Here is a 19,891-nt window from a genome sequence, read left to right on the forward strand (position 1 = left end):
ATTTTATTAGTCTACTGTATTGTGGATGAGTTTTCATAAGCGCTCTGATGCAGTCATGTTAAAATGCGCTTACTTCTTTTGTTCCTTTTGAGCATTTTCCTTGGCTGAATTAAATCCTGCAGTTGTTCCGTTATCTTTATACATTCACATGCCGTGGTGTGTGCGCAAATGTCCATACTGTGACTTTAATTCGCATGCGGTGCCGAATGGTGAATTGTCTTTGGACTTAGAACAAGAATATTTACAGGCGTTGGTTGAAGACTTTAAAACCCAAGTCGATTTTGCTCAGGGTCGCCTGATCCATAGTGTATTTATTGGTGGTGGGACACCATCTTTGATTTCTGCCCAAGGCTATCAATGGTTATTTGCTCAGCTCAAAGCGTTGCTACCGTTTGAAGCAGGTTGTGAAATCACCTTGGAAGCCAATCCCGGTACGGTTGAGCACGATCCTTTTTCCGGTTATTTAGATGCAGGGATCAATCGTCTATCTATCGGTGTGCAAAGTTTTAATACCGACCAGCTGAAAAAGCTGGGGAGGATTCATTCGAATGATGATGCGATTTCTGCCATTCAGCATGCAAAAGAGGTGGGTTTTGAACGAGTAAATGTCGACTTGATGCATGGCCTGCCTGAACAAACCATTGAGCAAGCGCTTTTGGATTTAAAACTTGCTGTGGAAAATGGGGCAACCCATGTGTCGTGGTATCAATTGACCATTGAACCCAATACAGTTTTTTTCCGCACAAAACCAATTTTACCTGTCGATGATGTGCTTGAAGATATTCAAGAACAGGGCGAAGCCTATTTAACAGCGCAAGGCTTTATCAATTATGAAGTATCGGCATGGCGTAAAGAAAAGCCGTCGGCACATAATTTAAATTATTGGCAGTTTGGCGATTATTTGGCGATTGGCGCAGGCGCACATGGTAAAGTGACCATGCCAGACGGGGTGTATCGTTTCCAAAAAACCCGATTGCCGAAAGACTATTTAGCCAAAGTACCTGCTGAACATCTTCAGTTTAAGCGCATCGAAGCAGCCGATATGCCTTTTGAATTTATGATGAATGCACTTCGTTTAAATCATGGGGTGGAAGCCAAGCTATATAGTGAGCGTACAGGGGAAAGTTTAGAGCCAATTGCCGAGTTATTGAACTCATTACGTGAACGTAAATTGATGGTCAGTGATCCAACACTTTTGTCTTGTACCGAGCAGGGACATATCTTTTTAAATTCAGTATTGGAAGAATTCCTGTAATGAAAGCTATGTCAAACTTGTTTTAAAATTTGAGCGACAAGTAATTTTTCATATTTCGAATGTAATTTGCAGAATGTGTATGAAATTATTCAGTTGATAATTGAATTTACATGGCATAAAGGAACTTCAGAAAATGAAATATATTTTAACTACGACGTTATTAACTATAGCTTTGGTGGGTTGCACCGATAAAAAAGCACCATCAGAACAAAATGTTGCAACAGAGGCAACGATCGCAACTACACAAACAAACGATGTTGCAGTAGCTCAAGATGAGCAAGTGATTCACTTTACAGGGCCACAAGATCTAAGCCTTGAGTTAAAAACCAAAGATAATTTTGAAACCGCACAATTGACTGATAATTCTGATCGTGTGTATGAATTGAAACGAGCAGTTTCAGGAAGTGGTGTACGACTTGCCAACGACCAAGGTGTTTCAATTCACTTTAAGAACTTTAATGGTGTGAATGAAGGGACAGTTGAGTTGGTAAAAGATAAACCCATAGAGATTAAAGAATTTATTGCTGATAAAGCAAAGTAAATATTAAAAAAGACCGCATGAGCGGTCTTTTTTGAATTCAGCTTAACGATGTTTCGGTGGCATAGGCGGTAACTTATGATGCGGAACAGGCTTGGGTTGACTAGCTTTAAAAGCTACTGCTTTATGATTTTGTTTGGCAAATTTTGCATGAACTTTTTGATGCTCTTTTTTCACCATGTGGGGCCCAGCAGATTTGTGATGTATTGCTTTAGGCGGTACAGGTTTTTTATCAAAGTGTGGAGCAGGTGGTGGATTTTTATGATCGAATGCAGGCGCTGCCATTGCAGACATTGTCGCAGTTGTTGCAATCAGACCAATCATTAATGAAGACATCAATTTTTTCATGGTTACGCTCTTTATGAATCAATGAAGTCATCATAGGGGGAGGCTATGGAGAAGATATGAAGTTGTATGAGATACAAATGTAAAGCTAAAATTATGGAGTTAAATTTACTTTAAGTATTTAATATTTATTAAATAAAATTATGTTTAGCGATAAGGTGTTCTATTTTTGTTGAAAAATACAACAATATTTCTCCATATAAAGTTCATCTTTATACATTGTTATTACCTCATGAAGAAATTAAGAATACTACTCGTAATTCCTATAGATCAAAATTAAAAGAGAAGACAAAAAAGACCGCCGAAGCGGTCTTTTTATAGAGTCATTTAACTCGGTTTAAAGCTTAGTAGTCAAAGCTAAAGTGTTCAGGAGCCAAAGAAGTCATGGTCTTCGATGGGTTAACCATTGCTTCAGCGTGACCTTGTGAGCGTGGTAATAGACGTTCAAAGTAGAAGTCAGCCACTTTGATTTTTGCTTTATAGAACTCAGGAACTTCTGCACCATTGCCTTCTGCTAATTTTTCAGAAGCTACGGCAGCTTGTTGTGCCCAGAAATAAGCCATCATCACGTAGCCAGAGAACATTAAGAAATCGACAGAAGCAGAAGATACGATGTCACGGTCTTTACGTGCTGCAAGCATGATACGAACCGTTAATGCATTCCACTGTGCGCAAAGCTTCGTTAAGTCCCACGCAAAACGACGCATGTATTTGTTACGTGCATGTTGACCACAGAACTTCAAGATTTCAGCTGTGTAGTCACGAATCACTTTACCTTTAGAGGTCAACAGAACTTTACGACCAATCAAGTCTAGTGCTTGAACGCCTGTTGTGCCTTCGTAGAGAGTAGAGATACGTGAGTCACGAACAATTTGTTCCATGCCCCATTCTTTAATATAACCATGACCGCCGTATACTTGCATACCATGGTTTGCAGCTTCATAACCCATTTCGGTTAAGAAACCTTTGAGAATCGGGGTGTAGAAGCCTAAGTGGTCATCATGTGCTTCAAACGCTGCTGTATCACCGCGGGTTAAAGCATCAGTCATTTTGTCCGCAATTTGAGCTGCATAGTAAATCATTGAACGGCCGCCTTCAGCGATCGCTTTTTGAGTTAAAAGCATACGACGTACGTCTGCATGGTGAATAATCGCATCGGCTACTTTTTCAGGATCTTTTTTACCTGAAAGTGCGCGCATAGACATACGTTCTTTGGCGTATGGAAGTGCGCCTTGGAATGCCAATTCAGCATGTGCAATACCTTGAATTGCTGTACCAATACGTGCAGTGTTCATAAAGGTGAACATTGCATGTAGGCCTTTGTGTTTTTCACCGATCAAGTAACCAATGGCATTGTCAAAGTTCAGCACAGCTGTTGCTGAAGCACGGATCCCCATTTTGTGTTCAATCGAACCACACGTTACAGGATTGCGTTCGCCCACAGTACCATCTGCATTCACAAGGAATTTTGGAACGATGAATAATGAAATGCCTTTTGTACCTGCAGGTGCATCTGGAAGACGTGCAAGAACGATATGTACGATGTTCTCTGTTAAATCATGCTCACCCGCAGAGATGAAGATTTTTGTACCAGAAATTGCATAGCTACCATCAGCTTGAGGTTCCGCTTTGGTTTTTACCTGACCTAAGTCGGTACCGCATTGAGGTTCAGTTAAGCACATGGTGCCTGACCAAGTTCCAGCAACAAGGTTCGGTAAATATTGGTTTTTCTGTTCTTCTGAACCAAATTGTAGAATGGTGTTGATACAACCTACGCTGAGACCCGGATACATTTGGAATGACCAGTTTGCTGTACCCATCATTTCAGATTTGATGAGATTCAACGACTGTGGCAAGTTTTGACCGCCAAATTCTTCAGGGAAAGACAGACCTTGCCAGCCACCCTGTACAAATTGGTCATAGGCTTCTTTAAACCCTTTTGGTGTTTTCACATCACCATTTTCAAAATGACAGCCTTCTTCATCACCCGTTTGGTTCAAAGGCGAAAGGATATTTTCACAAAAATCTGCTGCACCTTCTAAAATCATGTCGACAGTGTCTGCATCAGCAGCTTCACCATTAGACAAAGTTTTGTAATGTGCTGGGTAATCGAGCACTTCATTCATTAAGAAACGAATATCGTGTAAAGGCGCTTTATATGCAGGCATAGTCTTAATCCTAATATCTAAATTTTTTTGGATTATCTGTATTGATGCTTTGATTATTCATAATTTCATCAAAAAAACATTGATGAATACGCCCTTAAAAAATGTCAGAAAGGCGAATTGTAATATTTAACCAACATGTGAAAAATAAACTTCTGATAGACTTGATGTTGATCTTTTGATCATTTTTTTCTTTTAATAAATCATAAAGAACTTAGGTCTTTCGTACAATTATGCGATTAAAATATATAACACTTTGTTTACTGGGTTTGAGTATTACTGGGTGTGCTCAACATGTCATAAAAACCAATTCAACGGATCAGTCTCTCGGGCAACAAGCCACTCAAGGCTTAAACGCAATGTTTGAAAATGCCAGTTATGACATGAAAGGGCAATTTTCAATTCAAACCGATATTCAGTTCGATGAAAAAAAGCTTAAAACCAAGTCAAAACCTGCAACTAGTACACAGCCAGAGCTGGATCCTAAACTTAAAAAACAACTTGATCAGTTGATTAAAACCCAAAATATTCCGTTTAGCCAAAAAGAAAAGAAACAGCTCTATCAAGCCATTGCCAATGAATCGATCCCACCATCAGCGCGTTATAGCGATGAAGAGGATGGCGTTTCTCCGCAATCTAAAATTGCTCAATCACTGCTGAATGTGTTGAATGATTTACAGTTTAGCTATAGCGGTTCAGTACATTTTAGAGAAAAACTTGCTGCCTTAACCTTGCAATTGAGTTATCAAAAACCGACTTTGCAGGTGAATGCACAGTTGCCGATGATCATTGATTTTAATCAACATAAATTTTATACCAACTACTTTGCGTTCATGCCGTTTATGGTAAATCGTGAAAGCCAAAGCAGCTTGGCTTATGTGGATTTTTCAAAACATAAAGAGACGATTGCTCAGTACGATTTGAAAAAATTTGCTGACTATTTAAAACAAATGAATGCTTTGCCCTATGTCTTGGCAGAGCCAAATCAAGTGCAAAATATTGCTTTAACACGTGATGAAAAAAATGCAGGGCTGACTAAAAAAATCCGCTATGTGGGTGATCTCGATGCGCTTTACACCCAGCTTGAACTTTTTGATTTTGTGAACGCCAACTATTACACCACGCAAATCAAAGGTCAGCGCAATAGTGACGCTGAGCAAGATGAATCTGTGGACGCTGCTGCGCATCTCAGTGCTTCCGAAGAGGCGATGGCTGCGGCTGAAGCGGCGGGAGGGACTGCAGTAGCGGCAGCAGCTGAGGATGAAGACTATGATGCGGCTTATGCATCTGTAGAACGTGTGAATGAGCTGCTCAATGCGAAAATGCATGGCCTGATGTATCACCAACATGAAACGGAAGAAGAACAAACGTCTTCTGCAGCTGAATCTGCTGAATACGCGATCGATACTGCAAGTGCATATGCGGAGGCGACCGCGGGTGATGATGAAGAAGCCTATAGTTCGGATACTGAAGTAACCGAAGCTTATGCGGCTTCCGAAGAAGATGACGAAACAGCGAACTTATCTGAGGAAGTCTGTCAGGCCTTGATGAACACCAAACAGGTGCCGATTGGTAAAGTCACGCTTTGTCAGGATTATCAAGATGTTCGGGTGATACCGCTGCAAGCAGATTCTGTACCATCGGCCTCTGCTGCTGACGCATCCAATACAGATTCAGAGATTTCGGATGCTGTTGAGCAATTAAAACCAGTATTCCAGCAATATCAAAGTGAACAACTTGTCGATGTAAAACAATTCCAGCAATTATGGCAAAAGCATCAAGCTGAAATTGCGCAGGTGCTGAATGCACAGGATAAATCATCTTCGAATGTCGTAATGGATGTAGGCTTAGATCATAAAGGCCGAGTCCAAGTAATGGACTATCAATTGGCCTTTAATGAGCCACGTTTAGGTCAATTAAAGCTGAAAAGTAGCAACCAAATTTTGAATTATGGCAATGCGACTAAAATTGATCGTCAAGCCATGAAACAGGCAAAATCCATTGAGGAAGTCAGTAAAGATTCACTCTTTGAAAATATGTTGAAAGGCCTGCTTGCGCCGATCACAGGAAATGATCCTCTGCTTGCTGAAGCAGAAACTGCATCGGTTGATGATGTCCGTGCTGCAAATGAAGAAATCGAACTTCCTGAATATCTCAGTACTGTGGCATTGCAAAGTTATAAACGTCATCAATCTGAAGTGAAAGCCTATCAAGCGGCATTTGTCGTGGCATTTGCTAACTATCGCGCTCAGTATGTGCGTTATTACTCAGCCAATGATTTGAATGAAATTGCAGAAGTTTATGCATATCGATTTGTTGATGGCTTAAAAGAGCCAACAGGCAATGCGCTGAAACGTTTAAATCAATTACGTGATAAGCATGCTTTGCATCGCTATCAAGACTTTGATGACTTAGGTTCTTCAGTCAATCATTATGTGCAGTCGGGGATTGGTGAGTACAAAGCTCAGGTTGAGTGGAAACAATTGCAAAAAACCTATAAGACTGATCAGGCGATTTTTGCACATTTATATCAACAAAACTTTTTAGCCAGCTATGAACTGGAAGGAACTGAAAAAGCGCATTTGGTGAAAGCATCAAAAATCTATGCGCAAGCCTTTGCTGATGATATCAAAGGAAAATTATCAGAAGCGTCATTGCAAGGCCTAGCAGCAGAACACGAAGAGTTGTTCAGCCAATCGGCTTATTATGAGACTTATAAGGCGATACAAAAACATAAGAAGTAAGTTGGATCAAAAAAAGAACCTCAATTGAGGTTCTTTTTTTAGGTGTTTAGCCTGCTCAGAAAGTGAATTGAGCAAATCATTTTGAATTATAGAAAGTCTTTTAGATCAGGTTTAATGCCATTCCAAATGGAAAAAGATTCGATTGCTTGACCAACCAACATGCCAAAACCTTCTGAGGTTGGAACATTGCGTGCTTTGGCTTGATCCAAAAATGTCGATGGTTTGCCATAGGCCATTTCATAGGCGTGGGTGAATTGTAAAGCTTCAGGCAAAATTAGAGCATCACCCGTTAAGCTTGCCGATGTGGCATTAATCACCAGATCAAATTGACCTGCTAAGTCGGCGAGGGCAATGGCTGCAAGTTCGGCATTGGGGACAGCAGTTTTTAAGTCAGCAACCAATTGTTCAGCACGCGCTAAAGTCCGGTTGGCAATCACGATTTTTTTGGCCCCAGCTTGTACCAGTGGGTAAATCACGCCACGTGTCGCACCGCCTGCACCAATAATTAAAATATCCGTTTGTTCTAAATTCCAATCTAAGGCACGGATGGCATCGACTAGGCCTTGTCCATCGGTATTATCGCCATGGAGTGTGCCATCTTGCATCCATAGTGTATTGACCGCACCTGCAATTTTGGCACGTTCAGTAAGGACGGCACATTGTGCATAGGCTTGTTCTTTAAACGGAACAGTGACATTCATACCGATGCCACCTTCGGCAAAGAAGGATTCGACACTGTGCTGAAAACCATCGAGTGGCGCAAGTCGTTTGCTGTACTGAATGTCGAGGCCTGTTTTTTCAGCGAAGGCATGATGAAGTTCAGGTGAGCGTGATTGTTCAATCGGGTTGCCAATCACGGCAAATTGTTTGCTCATTGCACAGCGTCCATGTAGATGTGAAAGAGCAGACAATATACGCCAAAACCGAGGATGGCTAAAGTTCGGGCAGTCTTAAAATCGTGAAATAAAGGCGGAAAATTAAGGATTACAAATATCTAGGACGCTTTGAATCAAGATGCTCGCTGCACTGATGACTAAACCAATCAAGGCAACCACCATGAAGCCAATAGCCAAATTATCATTCAAAGACGTTTCGGAAAAAATATTGGTACTGATAGCGCTAATCAGCACAACAGCAAAGCTCCAAAACACCAATGCAGTAAGACTGACTGCTTTTTTATTGAGTGTTTGATGTGTCATGTGCGTTGTACTCCGTACAAGAAAATTACAGCCATAAGTTTATTGACACATTGTGCAATGACATAGCTTAAAGCTGTTTAAAAGATGTGTCATTGTTGAGCAATCTGATTACAAAGTAAATGCTTAAAAAATTTATTTATGCATCAAGATATTACATACAAATGAATACTCTAATCATCAGGCAATAAAAAGCCCCTGACGGACAGGGGGTGAATACATGTTTATCCGTTTTATTTCAGCGTATTAAGCCAATCTTGCGGTTTTAAATAAAAGTCGGTGAGCTTTTTCTCGGCAGAATGTTCTTCCCATTCAGGACGATATGACCAGCCCGCCAAAGGTGGCATACTCACTAAAATCGACTCAATACGTCCACCAGTTTGCAAGCCAAATAAGGTGCCGCGGTCATAGACAAGGTTATATTCAACGTAACGACCACGACGGTAAAGTTGGAAGTCTCGTTGTGCTTCGGTATAGGCTTTGTCTTGGTTTCTTTGGAAGATCGGTAAAATCGCCTCTAAATAACCATTACCCACGGCCTGCATATATTTGAAACAGGTTTCAAAGTCCCATTGGTTGAGGTCGTCAAAGAATAAACCACCCACACCACGTTGTTCATCACGGTGTTTTAGATAGAAATAGTCATCACACCATTTTTTATGTTCATCATAGAGCGTATCGCTAAATGGGGCACAGAGATCATGGGCAGTTTGATGCCAAGACAAGACATCTTCATCATTTGGATAAAATGGAGTGAGGTCAAAACCACCGCCAAACCACCAAATCGGATCTTGGCCTTCTTTTTCGGCAACAAATAAACGCACATTGGCATGTGAGGTTGGGACGTTGGGGTTTTTCGGGTGAATTACCAATGACACGCCCATGGCTTGCGCTTTTGCACCTGCAATAGCGGGATGGCGTTCAGTCGCTGAGGCAGGTAATTTTGAAATGTTGATGTGCGAGAACATCACACCACCTTTTTCAATCACCGTCCCATTTTGTAGAACACGTGAGCGACCACCACCACCTTCAGGGCGCTCCCAGTCATCGATCGCAAATTCGGCACTTCCGCCACCAGCACGTTCTTGCTGTTCCAATGCGGCACAAATCCGTGCCTGTAAATCGCGAAGGAATTCATCTACACGTTGAATATCGGCTGAAGTTGGATTCTGCATGGTGACCTTTATTAAAATAATTTAAAGATAAGTGTCATCAAAGCATAAATTACGTGAAAACTTAAGGCATTTTTCCCGATACTCAGCATCGGCTCTTTGCTTTAAATCTAGAAATCTAGTGATTAAACCAAAAGTTCCTGCGTAGTGAGCAGAAGTACTCAGGCCAAAATTGGGGCTATTCCGACAAATTTGCTAGGTTGAATTCACTTCTGAAGCTCAGCACAATAATCATAAGGTAGATTTAAATTGAATCTCATTGATTGAAATGGTGCATCGATGTCTCAGCAGGCGAGTTCTTTAATTCAAAAATATAATGTACCAGGTCCACGCTATACCAGTTATCCAACCGTGCCGTATTGGGAGGAAGCTGAGTTTTCATTGCAACAGTGGACACAGGGCTTGAAGCGTTCATTTGATGAGAGCAATCACCTCGAAGGCATCAGTCTGTACATTCATCTGCCATTTTGTGAAAGCTTATGTACGTTTTGTGGCTGCCATAAAAAAGTCACGAAAAAACATGAGATGGAGCTGCCTTATATTCAGGCGGTGCTGAAAGAATGGGGCTTATATTGTCAGCTCTTGGTCGATCGGCCAATAATTAAAGAAATTCATTTGGGCGGGGGAACACCTACTTTCTTTTCTCCTGAGCATCTCACCCAGTTGATTCAAGGCATTCTAGCGCAGGCGGATATTGCCGATACCCATGAATTTAGCTTTGAAGGGCATCCGAACAATACCACACGTGAGCATTTACAAGCCTTGTACGATGTTGGATTTCGGCGCGTGAGCTATGGAGTGCAGGATTATAATGAAAAGGTGCAAAAAGCCATCCACCGTATTCAACCCTTTGCACATGTTGAACAAGTAACACAGTGGGCACGTGATATTGGCTATACCTCTATTTCGCATGACTTGGTTTTTGGTCTGCCATTTCAGGATTTAAACGATGTGTTGCATACCATTGAACAGACCACTCGTTTGATGCCAGATCGTCTAGCCTTTTATAGCTATGCACATGTACCATGGATTAAGGGCAATGGTCAGCGTGGTTTTAAAGATGCCGATGTCCCGAAAGATGATTTAAAGCGTCAATGCTATGAAGAAGGTAAAAAACAGCTACTAGCGCAGGGCTATCATGAAATTGGGATGGATCATTTTGCATTAACCCAAGATCCAATGTATCAAGCTTTTCAGCAGGGCAGTTTGCACCGTAATTTTATGGGCTATACCGCATCGAAAACCCAAGTAATGATTGGACTCGGCTTATCCTCGATCAGTGATAGTTGGTACAGCTTTGCGCAAAATGAAAAGAAAATTGAAGACTATTATGCACGTTTAGAAGCGAATGAAATTCCAGTCTATCGGGGGCATGTGCTGACAAATGAGGACTTAATCATCCGTAAGCATATTCTCAATTTGATGTGTACCTTCCAAACTTCTTGGGCAGGTCCAGAAATGCAATTTCCTGAGCTTGATGACGTATTAGCGCAATTGGCTGAAATGCAAGAAGATGGCTTGCTCGAAATTTTTGATCAGTACATTCAGGTGAGTGATGCAGGCAAGCCTTTTGTTCGCAATATCTGCATGGCGTTTGATTTACGATTAAAACGTCGTGTTCCTGAAAATCGTATTTTTTCGATGACGATTTGAATTTTCCCTAACTCCTCTTTAATAAAGAGGGGGAAGCCTCCCTTTTGTAAAGAGAGGTTTGGAGGGATTAATTTATGGAGAATTTAAAGGATTTTTAAAAATCATCCTTTTGATACATATGCGACATACGATCATGTTTGGTTTTTAAATATTGTTCGTTGAATGGATTTAGACCCACAGTCAGCGGAACACGATCAACGACATTCACGCCTTGTTCTTGTAGCGCTTCAATTTTTAACGGGTTATTGGTAATGAGACGCACTGCAGTAATGTTGAGATGATTCAATATGATAGGACACATATCATAACGACGTGCATCGGCAGGAAGATCCAATAATAAATTGGCATCCACTGTGTCATGACCTTGGTCTTGTAGGGCATAGGCACGGATTTTATTGGTTAAACCAATACCGCGACCTTCTTGGCGTAAATATAAAATCACCCCTTGACCCGCTTCATTAATTAATTTTTGGGTGGCTTGAAGTTGTGGGCCGCAGTCACATTTGAGTGAAGCAAAGGCATCACCAGTCAGGCATTCGGAGTGGATACGTACTAAAACAGGTTCAGTGGGAGCTTGTTCTAGTCCTTTAGAGAGTGCGACATGTTCTTCACCGGTTTCAGGATCCTGAAAAACCGTAATATTGAATTCACCAAAAGCGGTCGGTAATCTTGACGTTGCGACAAATTCTATAGGCACTGCTTAACCCGTTTATTCGATTATAAATTGGCTAAAGTATAGCGTAATGCTTGGACATTGGTAGAATTGCAACGACGAATTTATGCAGAACATTTTCTTTTTTGTATAAAGCGAACGATAATAGTTGATAAATAGGAAGATTATTCAGGATAATCTGACTCATTCAAAATCTCCCCAACGAGATCATTGCTAAAAATTACATCGCTACAAGTTTGGCTGATTGTAAGGTGATACAATTCGACGATATGATCGAGTTACCCATTTAGACCGAGCTTAGGAATTTGCCAGGCTTTAGAAGGCTTTGCCACATTATGCTGTATAAAGAAATACCATTTCAACGCCCTGTAACACCGTTGCTGGATACGATTAACCATCCTCAACAACTTCGTTTACTCGAGCGCAGCCAATTAGAGCAAGTGGCGGATGAGTTACGTCAATTTATTTTGTATGCGGCCGGACAAAGTGGTGGGCATTTTGGTGCCAATCTTGGGGTGATCGAATTAACCGTGGCATTACATTATTGTTTTGAAACGCCACGTGATCGTCTGATTTGGGATGTGGGTCATCAAGCCTATCCGCATAAAGCCTTAACTGGTCGTCGTGAACAATTAGTGACGATTCGTGCCAAAGATGGTTTGGCTGCGTTTCCTGCCCGTGAAGAATCTGAATTTGACACCTTTGGTGTAGGCCATTCATCAACAGCGATTTCTGCTGGTCTTGGGATGTCATTGGCACGTCGCTTCAAGCAAGATCCCTGTCATGTGGTTGCAATCGTGGGTGATGGCGCGATGACAGCGGGCATGGCTTTTGAAGCCATGAACGATGCGGTGGCACACAATGCTGACCTCATGGTGGTATTGAACGACAATGATATGTCGATCTCATGCAGTACCGGTGGTTTTGCCAAACATTTGGCTGCGATTTGGGAAAGTGGTCAATCGGTTAATATTTCTGAAAATGGCGAAGCCTATATTCAACCGCATCCTGAATGGGCGTATAACTCACGCCTACATTGTGCTGCGACCGATGCTGCAGATAACTTATTTAAAGCCATTGGCTTTAACTACTTTGGTCCTTTTGATGGGCACGATGTTGAACAATTAACACATGTGTTTGAAGCCTTAAAAAAACGCACAGGCCCACGTTTAGTGCATGTCTATACCAAAAAAGGTAAAGGCTTTGCACCTGCCGAAGCAGATCAAATCAAATACCATGCCATCAGTAAAGTGAATGCACCCGTTGCAGTGGCAACTGCACCGAAATATTCAGATGTTTTTGGTCAGTGGTTATGTGATGAAGCTGCACAGGATGATCGTTTATTGGCGATTACTCCAGCGATGTGTGAAGGCTCAGGCATGGTGCAATTTGCCAAGCAGTTCCCTGAGCGTTTCTTTGATGTTGCCATTGCAGAACAACATGCGGTGACTTTGGCTGCGGGTATGGCCTGTGAAGGGGTAAAACCGGTTGTTGCAATCTATTCAACCTTCTTACAACGTGGTTATGACCAGCTGATTCATGACGTCGCTTTGCAAAATCTTGATGTGACATTTGGTATCGACCGTGCAGGTTTGGTTGGTGAAGATGGCCCAACGCATGCCGGTGCATATGATTATGCCTTTATGCGTACCGTGCCAAACATGGTGATCATGGCGCCGAAAGACGAAAATGAATGTCGTCAAATGTTGCATACGGCTTATTTGTATAAAGGCCCAGCGGCGGTACGTTACCCACGTGGTAATGGACTGGGTGTTGAGATTCAGCAAGAGATGATTGAGCTTGAAATTGGCCGTGGTGAAATTGTTGCAAACTTCAATGATCAGCAAGATGACACCATTTCTATACTGGCTTTTGGTAGTCGTGTTCAAGCGGCACTAGAGGCAGGGCAGGCTTTAGCGACAAAGCTAGATGTGGCTGTACGTGTGATTAATATGCGCTTCGTGAAGCCATTAGATACACAGTTGATCGATCAAATCGCAGCAAGTACGCAACTATTTGTGACAGTTGAAGAGCATGCAGTCATGGCGGGTGCGGGCAGTGCAGTAAATGAATATTTAGCCCAAGCAGGCGTGGTTAAGCCTGTGCTGAATTTAGGTTTGGCTGACGAGTTCATGCATCAAGCAACACATGCTCAAATGTTGCATCAGGCTGGACTGGATGCTGAAGGCATTGGCGCTTCAGTGACACAGAGCTGGCTAAAACATAAGCAAACAGTGGTTTGTTGAATTTCTAATTTTTAGAAACATTTTTTCCCTAAAAGCCCTTATATTTGATAAGATATAAGGGCTTTTATGCATTATTCTTTATCAGTATCTTCAAATTTGTAGTGGGTGTTCAATGGAACCTATGGTGGTTATGGCTGCGCGTGCGGCTCAATTAGTTGGTCAAGAGCTTTTAAAAGCGCATCAAAATCGTCATAAACTCGATCTACAAGTCGAAGAAAAAGGAATTGATGGTCCAGTAACGCGTGTAGACCGTTATTTGGAACAATTGACTATCGATACCCTACGTAAAAGCTATAAAAATCACAGTTTCCTAGGCGAAGAGTTTGGTCTTCAAGAAGGCAAAGGTCACGACGCTGATTGGTGTTGGATCATCGACCCACTTGATGGCACATTAAACTTCGTTAATGGTGTTCCACATTTCTGTATCTCTATTGCAGTTCAACATAAAGGTGTAACTCAACACGGTGTTATTTATGACCCTGTGAAAGATGAGTTGTTCTCTGCAAGCCGTGGTCGCGGTGCGATGATGAATCAACGTCGTATTCGTGTAAATGTAAAAGACAGCTTAGAAAACACTTTCCTTTCAGTGGGTCATGCGTATCGTAAAATTCGTAATGGCGAAGTGGTTTCTTATGCGAAAAACCATTTCAACTCATTGTTAAATGTGACTGAAGCCGGTGCTCAATACCGTCGTTCAGGTTCTGCTGCTCTTGATCTAGCATATGTTGCTGCCGGTCGTTTCGATGGTTATTTCGAACTTGGTTTGAAACCTTGGGACATCGCTGCGGGTGAACTTATTGTGAAAGAAGCGGGTGGTACTGTGGTTGATGCTCGTGGTGGTAACGACTCAATGGACAATGGTCAAGTACTTGCATGTTCTATGAAAATGCTTAAACCGCTTATGCAAGCTGTTGTTCCAGCTTGGGGTGAAGCTGCTAAATAATAGAACGCTTAGTTCGAGTTTATTGACAGAATAATGAAATAAAGCCCTCTTTATGAGGGCTTTATTTTTGTCTAATCGGTCAAAAATAATGGCTTAAACACCTATAATTTAAAGCTTCTTACAAAAAATATTCTGAAGTTGACTAAAACAGGTGACATTTAAAAACTTTCTGCTATAATCCCCGCACGCACTAAATTTCGTTCATTACCTGAACATTCTCTTCTATCATTGTGTATGCGCGTTCCGGTCCAAAGAGAGGACGATATTTCGCGCCCCACCCAATCGCTAAGCGATTCCTTCAGGTTGCGGCTGTAATCATGTGTGCGTTATACGCATCGTCGTTCTCGGATCGCCGCTGATTCTATATTTTCAGCGTCTTTTGCTGTGCCGCTTTTTGCCGATGTCCATCTGAATTTATATTTTTAATGGAGCACCCATTTTTGGGGTGAAATACTCTATGAGCAAAACTTTTGCTGATTTTCCTTTACATGAGTCGTTACAACTAGCATTACAAGGTCTAGGTTTTACTACTCCGACTCCAGTGCAAGAACAATCAATTCCAGCTGCATTAGAAGGTAAAGACCTTCTTGTATCAAGCCAAACTGGTTCTGGTAAAACTGCTGCATTCTTACTCCCAACTGTGAATGCTTTGGCTGGTCAAGACACATTGATGTCTTTTAAAGAGCGCATGAAAGCGGTAACTGCACCGTCTATTCTTGTACTTTGCCCTACACGTGAATTGGCTCAACAGGTTAGCCAAGACGCAATTGCTTTAGTACGTCACATGAAAGGTGTTCGTATTGCTGCAATCATGGGTGGTATGCCTTTCGGTAAACAAATCCAACAGCTTAAAGGTGCACAAGTTGTCGTAGCGACTCCAGGTCGTTTACTTGACTTGGTGAACCGTCGTCAAATTAAATTAGACAACGTTGATGCGTTAATCGTTGACGAAGCTGACCGTATGCTTGACTTAGGTTTCTCTGAAGACCTAGAAGCGATCAGCGACTTGGCTGCTAACCGTAAACAAACATTAATGTTCTCTGCAACATTTGCGCCGCGTATCATTACACTTGCAGAACGCATGATGAATGATCCACAGCGTATTGCGATTGAAACTGGTCACTCTACAAATACTGACATTACTCAGACTCTTCATTGGACTGACGGTTTCGAACACAAGAAAAAACTTTTGACTCACTGGTTATCTGATGAGTCTGTAGATCAAGCAGTTGTATTCGCATCTACTCAAGAAGATACAGATATGTTGGCTGAAGAACTTGCAGAAGCAGGTCACTCAGTTGTCGCTCTTCACGGTGCAATGCCACAAACTGTACGTAACCGTCGTTTACGTAGCATTCGTGAAGGTCGTGCAAAAATCTTAGTTGCGACTGACGTTGCTGCACGTGGTCTAGACGTACCAACTATTTCTCACGTAATTAACTTCGGTCTTCCAATGAAGAACGAAGACTATGTACACCGTATTGGTCGTACAGGTCGTGCGGGCCGTACTGGTAACGCGATTACTTTAGCGACTTACCGTGAACGCGGTAAAATTCGTGCTTTAGAAGACTTCTTAGATGCACGTTTAAATGTATCTGAAATTGAAGGTCTTGAGCCATCTCCACCTCCTGCACGTGGTAGCCGTGATGGCGGTCGTGGTCGTCGTGATGGCGGTCGCGGTGGTCGTGGTGGTTTCGGTGGCGGTCGTCGTTTTGAAGGTGAGTCAAACTTCAAACGTCGTGAAGGCAACCGTGATGGCGAACGTCGTTCATTCGGTGGCGAAGATCGTCCACGTCGCGAATACAACAACGATCGTCCACGTCGTGAAGGCGGTTTCGAAGATCGTCCACGTCGCGAATTTAACAACGATCGTCCACGTCGTGAAGGCGGTTTCGAAGATCGTCCACGTCGCGAATTTAACAACGATCGTCCACGTCGTGAAGGCGGTTTTGAAGATCGTCCACGTCGCGAATTTAACAGCGATCGTCCACGTCGTGAAGGTGGTTTTGACCGTCGTTCTAACGATGACAACCGTGGTAACCGTGTAGATTACAAACCAGCTCGTGAAGGTTATGGCGATCGTCCAAAACGTTCATTTGGTGAAGATCGTCCACGTCGTGAATTCAACGGTGACCGTCCTCAACGTTCATTTGGTGAAGATCGTCCAAAACGTTTCGGCGATGACCGTCCAAAACGTTTCGGTGATGATAAACCACGTGGCGAACGCACTTTCGGTGAAGACCGTCCACGTCGTAAATTCAATGACTAATTGAATTTCGAAAGAAATATCGAAAAAACCGGTGGAAACACCGGTTTTTTTTATGGATTTAAATTAGCTTTTTAATCAGAAAAATGTATACTTGATCAAACTTTATGTGTTTAATGATAATTAATATGAACGGAAACGCGTTGGCAAATATGCGTACAGTGATGATCGAGGTACTTATGCCTTATATCGGTTTGACACTCTTATTGTGTAATATCGTTTACTATATATACAATTATTTTAACTAAATTCTTCTATTGGGTTGAAAACACCCTCTATAAAATCGCATTAATAATAAAAAACAATTTACCTGATGGAATGCAGGGATATGCGCTCATGCAATGGTAACATTTTAAACTTCAATCCTTTATAGTATGCATGCTGAAAAAAATGCAGGAAAATCCTCAGCTATGAATAATCAAACGTCTTCTCAGACTCAGGCACTGATCGAAGTGAAAAACCTGAGTTTTAAGCGAGGAGAGCGCGTCATTTATGACAATGTCAGTTTAAAAATTCGTCGTGGTCAGATCACTGCAATTATGGGTCCATCTGGTACAGGTAAAACGACTTTACTCCGTTTAATTGGTGGTCAATTGACTCCCGATAATGGAGAAGTGTTGCTTGATGGGCAGGACATTGCACAGATGTCACGTCAGGAACTCTTCGCTGCGCGTGCGCGTATGGGGATGCTGTTTCAGAGCGGCGCATTATTTACCGATATGTCGGTATATGAAAACGTAGCCTTTCCCATTCGTGCGCATACCAAGTTGCCAAAGCATTTGATCGCTGAAATTGTTGCGTTGAAATTAGAGTCTGTTGGTTTACGTGGTGCAGAAAAAATGATGCCCTCTGAACTTTCAGGTGGTATGAATCGTCGTGTGGCTTTGGCCCGTGCAATTGCACTCGATCCTGAGCTGATCATGTATGACGAACCCTTTGCAGGGCAAGACCCGATTGTGATGGGGGTTTTAACTCGCTTGATTCGTTCGCTACGTGAAGCTTTAGATCTAACCACGATTATTGTTTCGCATGATGTGGCTGAAACATTATCAATTGCAGATTACATCTATGTTGTGGCTGAAGGGAAAGTGCAGGGCGAGGGAACACCTGAGCAGTTAAAAGCACATGCTTCGCCTTTTGTGAAGCAGTTCTTGACGGGTTCGGTAGAAGGTCCGGTCGATTATCAATTCAGTCATCAGCCCTATTTAAATCATGAGGTTCGTTCATGAATGCTATTGCCGCATTAGGTAGACGCGTCATTGAACGTGTTCGAGGAATCGGCGTAGCAACCATTATGTTGCTGCAGATTCTTTTTTCCATGCCGACTTTACTTGGCGTGAAATTGTTTATTTATCAGATGTACCGTGTTGGTGTGCTTTCATTACTGATTATTGTGGTATCTGGCTTATTTATTGGCTCGGTACTGGGTTTGCAGATGTATAGCATTCTGTCGACCTTTGGTAGTGAAGCGATGCTCGGCACAGCCGTTGCACTGACTTTACTGCGTGAACTTGCACCTGTGGTTGCGGCTTTACTCTTTGCAGGTCGTGCAGGTTCTGCTTTGACGGCTGAAATTGGTTTGATGAAAGCCACTGAGCAGTTGTCGAGTATGGAAATGATCGGGGTCGATCCATTAAAACGAGTGATCTCGCCTCGACTTTGGGCTGGTATTTTTAGCTTGCCAATGTTGTCGGTGATTTTCGCTGCGGTCGGCATCATGGGCGGTAAATTGGTGGGTGTTGATTTTCTGGGTGCAGATGAAGGCTCTTATTGGAGTGGCATCGAGAACAGTGTGCAATTCTTTAAAGACGTCTTTAATGGCACCATCATCAAAAGTTTTGTTTTTGCATTAATTTGTACATGGATTGCGGTCTATCAGGGTTATGCCTGTGTCCCAACTTCAGAAGGTATTGCAACGTCGACCACACGTACAGTCGTGTATTCTTCGTTGTGTGTTTTAGGATCAGATTTCGTGTTGACTGCGGTCATGTTCGGAGGTATTTAATGAAATCACGTACGAGTGAACTGGCCGTCGGTTTTTTTGTCATTCTTTTTGCTATCGCTATTTTCTTCTTGGCGATGCGTGTGAGTGGTTTGGTCGGCAATAACATCGAAGACAGTTATGAATTGACCGCGACATTTGAAAATGTAAACGGGATTAAACCCCGTGCCAAAGTCACCTTAAGCGGTGTCAAAGTCGGTCAAGTGGAGTCGTTGAAACTCGATCCTGTGACGCGCTTAGTGACAGCACATCTGATTATGGATGGCTCATTAACCTCTTATAACGCAGAACAATTAAAAGAAGTGCAAAAGAATGCACTCGAAGAACTGCGTTACACATCAGATTATGAAGCAGCAACACCTGCGAAACAAAAAGAAATGGAACAGCAACTGATTGCTAACATGAAATCCATCACCAATATCGATGAAGATGCTTACATTATGGTGGCAACCAATGGTTTATTGGGCGAGAAATATTTGAAAATTGTACCGGGTGGTGGTGTCAACTTCTTAAAACGTGGTGACCAAATTGGTAATACCCAAGGTACGATGGAAATCGAAGATTTGGTGTCTAAATTTGTGACCGGTGGTGCAGGGAACAAATCTGACAGCACAGCAGAAGCTGAACAAAAAACAGAAGCTGCTGACACAACAACGGCAGAAGAACCTGCATTTGTTGAATAATTTTTAGGAG

General features: G+C 42.3%; 16 protein-coding genes. 10 read left to right on the plus strand and 6 right to left on the minus strand.

Features of this window, described 5'->3' with window-relative positions; translation table 11 throughout:
* The first annotated feature begins 100 nt into the window (after positions 1 to 100).
* Entirely contained in the window at positions 101 to 1,255 is a 1,155-nt protein-coding gene (gene hemW / locus FTT77_RS07265) for a radical SAM family heme chaperone HemW (protein ID WP_180026074.1), read from the plus strand.
* Between the two features lie 133 nt (positions 1,256 to 1,388).
* A complete protein-coding gene (locus FTT77_RS07270) occupies positions 1,389 to 1,796 on the plus strand; it encodes a hypothetical protein (RefSeq protein WP_180026073.1) in 408 nt (135 codons plus the stop codon).
* A 42-nt stretch (positions 1,797 to 1,838) separates the two neighbouring features.
* Here FTT77_RS07270 and FTT77_RS07275 read toward each other — a convergent pair whose 3' ends face one another.
* Together FTT77_RS07275 and FTT77_RS07280 are read right to left on the minus strand one after the other, a co-directional pair.
* Positions 1,839 to 2,141, minus strand: a complete 303-nt coding sequence (locus tag FTT77_RS07275) for a hypothetical protein (RefSeq protein ID WP_180026072.1) — start codon at positions 2,139 to 2,141, stop codon at positions 1,839 to 1,841.
* Between the two features lie 341 nt (positions 2,142 to 2,482).
* Positions 2,483 to 4,306 carry an acyl-CoA dehydrogenase C-terminal domain-containing protein gene (locus FTT77_RS07280; protein WP_180003419.1) on the minus strand — a complete coding sequence of 608 codons (1,824 nt, stop codon included), beginning with the start codon at positions 4,304 to 4,306 and terminating at the stop codon, positions 2,483 to 2,485.
* Between the two features lie 230 nt (positions 4,307 to 4,536).
* On the opposite strand from FTT77_RS07280, the gene FTT77_RS07285 reads away from it, so the two are divergent.
* Positions 4,537 to 7,047, plus strand: coding sequence for a hypothetical protein (locus FTT77_RS07285; RefSeq protein WP_180026071.1), 2,511 nt, complete (start codon positions 4,537 to 4,539; stop codon positions 7,045 to 7,047).
* Positions 7,048 to 7,133: 86 nt separating this feature from the next.
* On the opposite strand, the gene aroE is transcribed toward FTT77_RS07285, so the two are convergent.
* From aroE to hemF, 3 genes are all read right to left on the minus strand, one after another.
* Complete coding sequence (aroE, locus tag FTT77_RS07290; RefSeq protein ID WP_180026070.1) at positions 7,134 to 7,922, minus strand: shikimate dehydrogenase; 789 nt, start codon at positions 7,920 to 7,922, stop codon at positions 7,134 to 7,136.
* A 102-nt stretch (positions 7,923 to 8,024) separates the two neighbouring features.
* Positions 8,025 to 8,246 carry a hypothetical protein gene (locus FTT77_RS07295; RefSeq protein WP_078189308.1) on the minus strand — a complete coding sequence of 74 codons (222 nt, stop codon included), beginning with the start codon at positions 8,244 to 8,246 and terminating at the stop codon, positions 8,025 to 8,027.
* 230 nt (positions 8,247 to 8,476) lie between these two features.
* Entirely contained in the window at positions 8,477 to 9,418 is a 942-nt protein-coding gene (gene hemF / locus FTT77_RS07300; RefSeq protein WP_180026069.1) for an oxygen-dependent coproporphyrinogen oxidase, read from the minus strand.
* A 276-nt stretch (positions 9,419 to 9,694) separates the two neighbouring features.
* Between hemF and hemN the strand changes: the two genes are divergently transcribed.
* Entirely contained in the window at positions 9,695 to 11,068 is a 1,374-nt protein-coding gene (gene hemN, locus FTT77_RS07305; RefSeq protein WP_180026068.1) for an oxygen-independent coproporphyrinogen III oxidase, read from the plus strand.
* A 94-nt stretch (positions 11,069 to 11,162) separates the two neighbouring features.
* Here hemN and ribA read toward each other — a convergent pair whose 3' ends face one another.
* The gene (gene ribA / locus FTT77_RS07310) at positions 11,163 to 11,765 is read right to left on the minus strand and encodes a GTP cyclohydrolase II (protein WP_180026067.1); all 603 of its coding nucleotides are present in this window, start codon (positions 11,763 to 11,765) and stop codon (positions 11,163 to 11,165) included.
* Positions 11,766 to 12,076: 311 nt separating this feature from the next.
* Between ribA and dxs the strand changes: the two genes are divergently transcribed.
* The 6 genes from dxs (at position 12,077) to FTT77_RS07340 (ending at position 19,881) form a co-directional block, all read left to right on the plus strand.
* Positions 12,077 to 13,987, plus strand: a complete 1,911-nt coding sequence (gene dxs / locus FTT77_RS07315; RefSeq protein WP_180026066.1) for a 1-deoxy-D-xylulose-5-phosphate synthase — start codon at positions 12,077 to 12,079, stop codon at positions 13,985 to 13,987.
* A 112-nt stretch (positions 13,988 to 14,099) separates the two neighbouring features.
* The gene (locus tag FTT77_RS07320; RefSeq protein ID WP_078189303.1) at positions 14,100 to 14,930 is read left to right on the plus strand and encodes an inositol monophosphatase family protein; all 831 of its coding nucleotides are present in this window, start codon (positions 14,100 to 14,102) and stop codon (positions 14,928 to 14,930) included.
* A 457-nt stretch (positions 14,931 to 15,387) separates the two neighbouring features.
* Positions 15,388 to 17,199: a DEAD/DEAH box helicase gene (locus FTT77_RS07325; RefSeq protein WP_078189302.1), complete on the plus strand. Its 1,812-nt coding sequence runs from the start codon at positions 15,388 to 15,390 to the stop codon at positions 17,197 to 17,199.
* 407 nt (positions 17,200 to 17,606) lie between these two features.
* Positions 17,607 to 18,425, plus strand: a complete 819-nt coding sequence (locus tag FTT77_RS07330; RefSeq protein WP_218945413.1) for an ABC transporter ATP-binding protein — start codon at positions 17,607 to 17,609, stop codon at positions 18,423 to 18,425.
* Positions 18,422 to 19,201 carry a lipid asymmetry maintenance ABC transporter permease subunit MlaE gene (gene mlaE / locus FTT77_RS07335; RefSeq protein ID WP_078189301.1) on the plus strand — a complete coding sequence of 260 codons (780 nt, stop codon included), beginning with the start codon at positions 18,422 to 18,424 and terminating at the stop codon, positions 19,199 to 19,201. Before FTT77_RS07330 ends, mlaE begins: the two co-directional genes overlap by 4 nt.
* A complete protein-coding gene (locus FTT77_RS07340; RefSeq protein WP_078189300.1) occupies positions 19,201 to 19,881 on the plus strand; it encodes an outer membrane lipid asymmetry maintenance protein MlaD in 681 nt (226 codons plus the stop codon). The genes mlaE and FTT77_RS07340 overlap by 1 nt, the downstream gene beginning before the upstream one ends.
* The last annotated feature ends 10 nt before the right edge of the window (positions 19,882 to 19,891 follow it).

Origin of the sequence: Acinetobacter sp. YH01010 (assembly GCF_013420775.1) — a bacterium.
Taxonomy (GTDB): domain Bacteria; phylum Pseudomonadota; class Gammaproteobacteria; order Pseudomonadales; family Moraxellaceae; genus Acinetobacter; species Acinetobacter amyesii.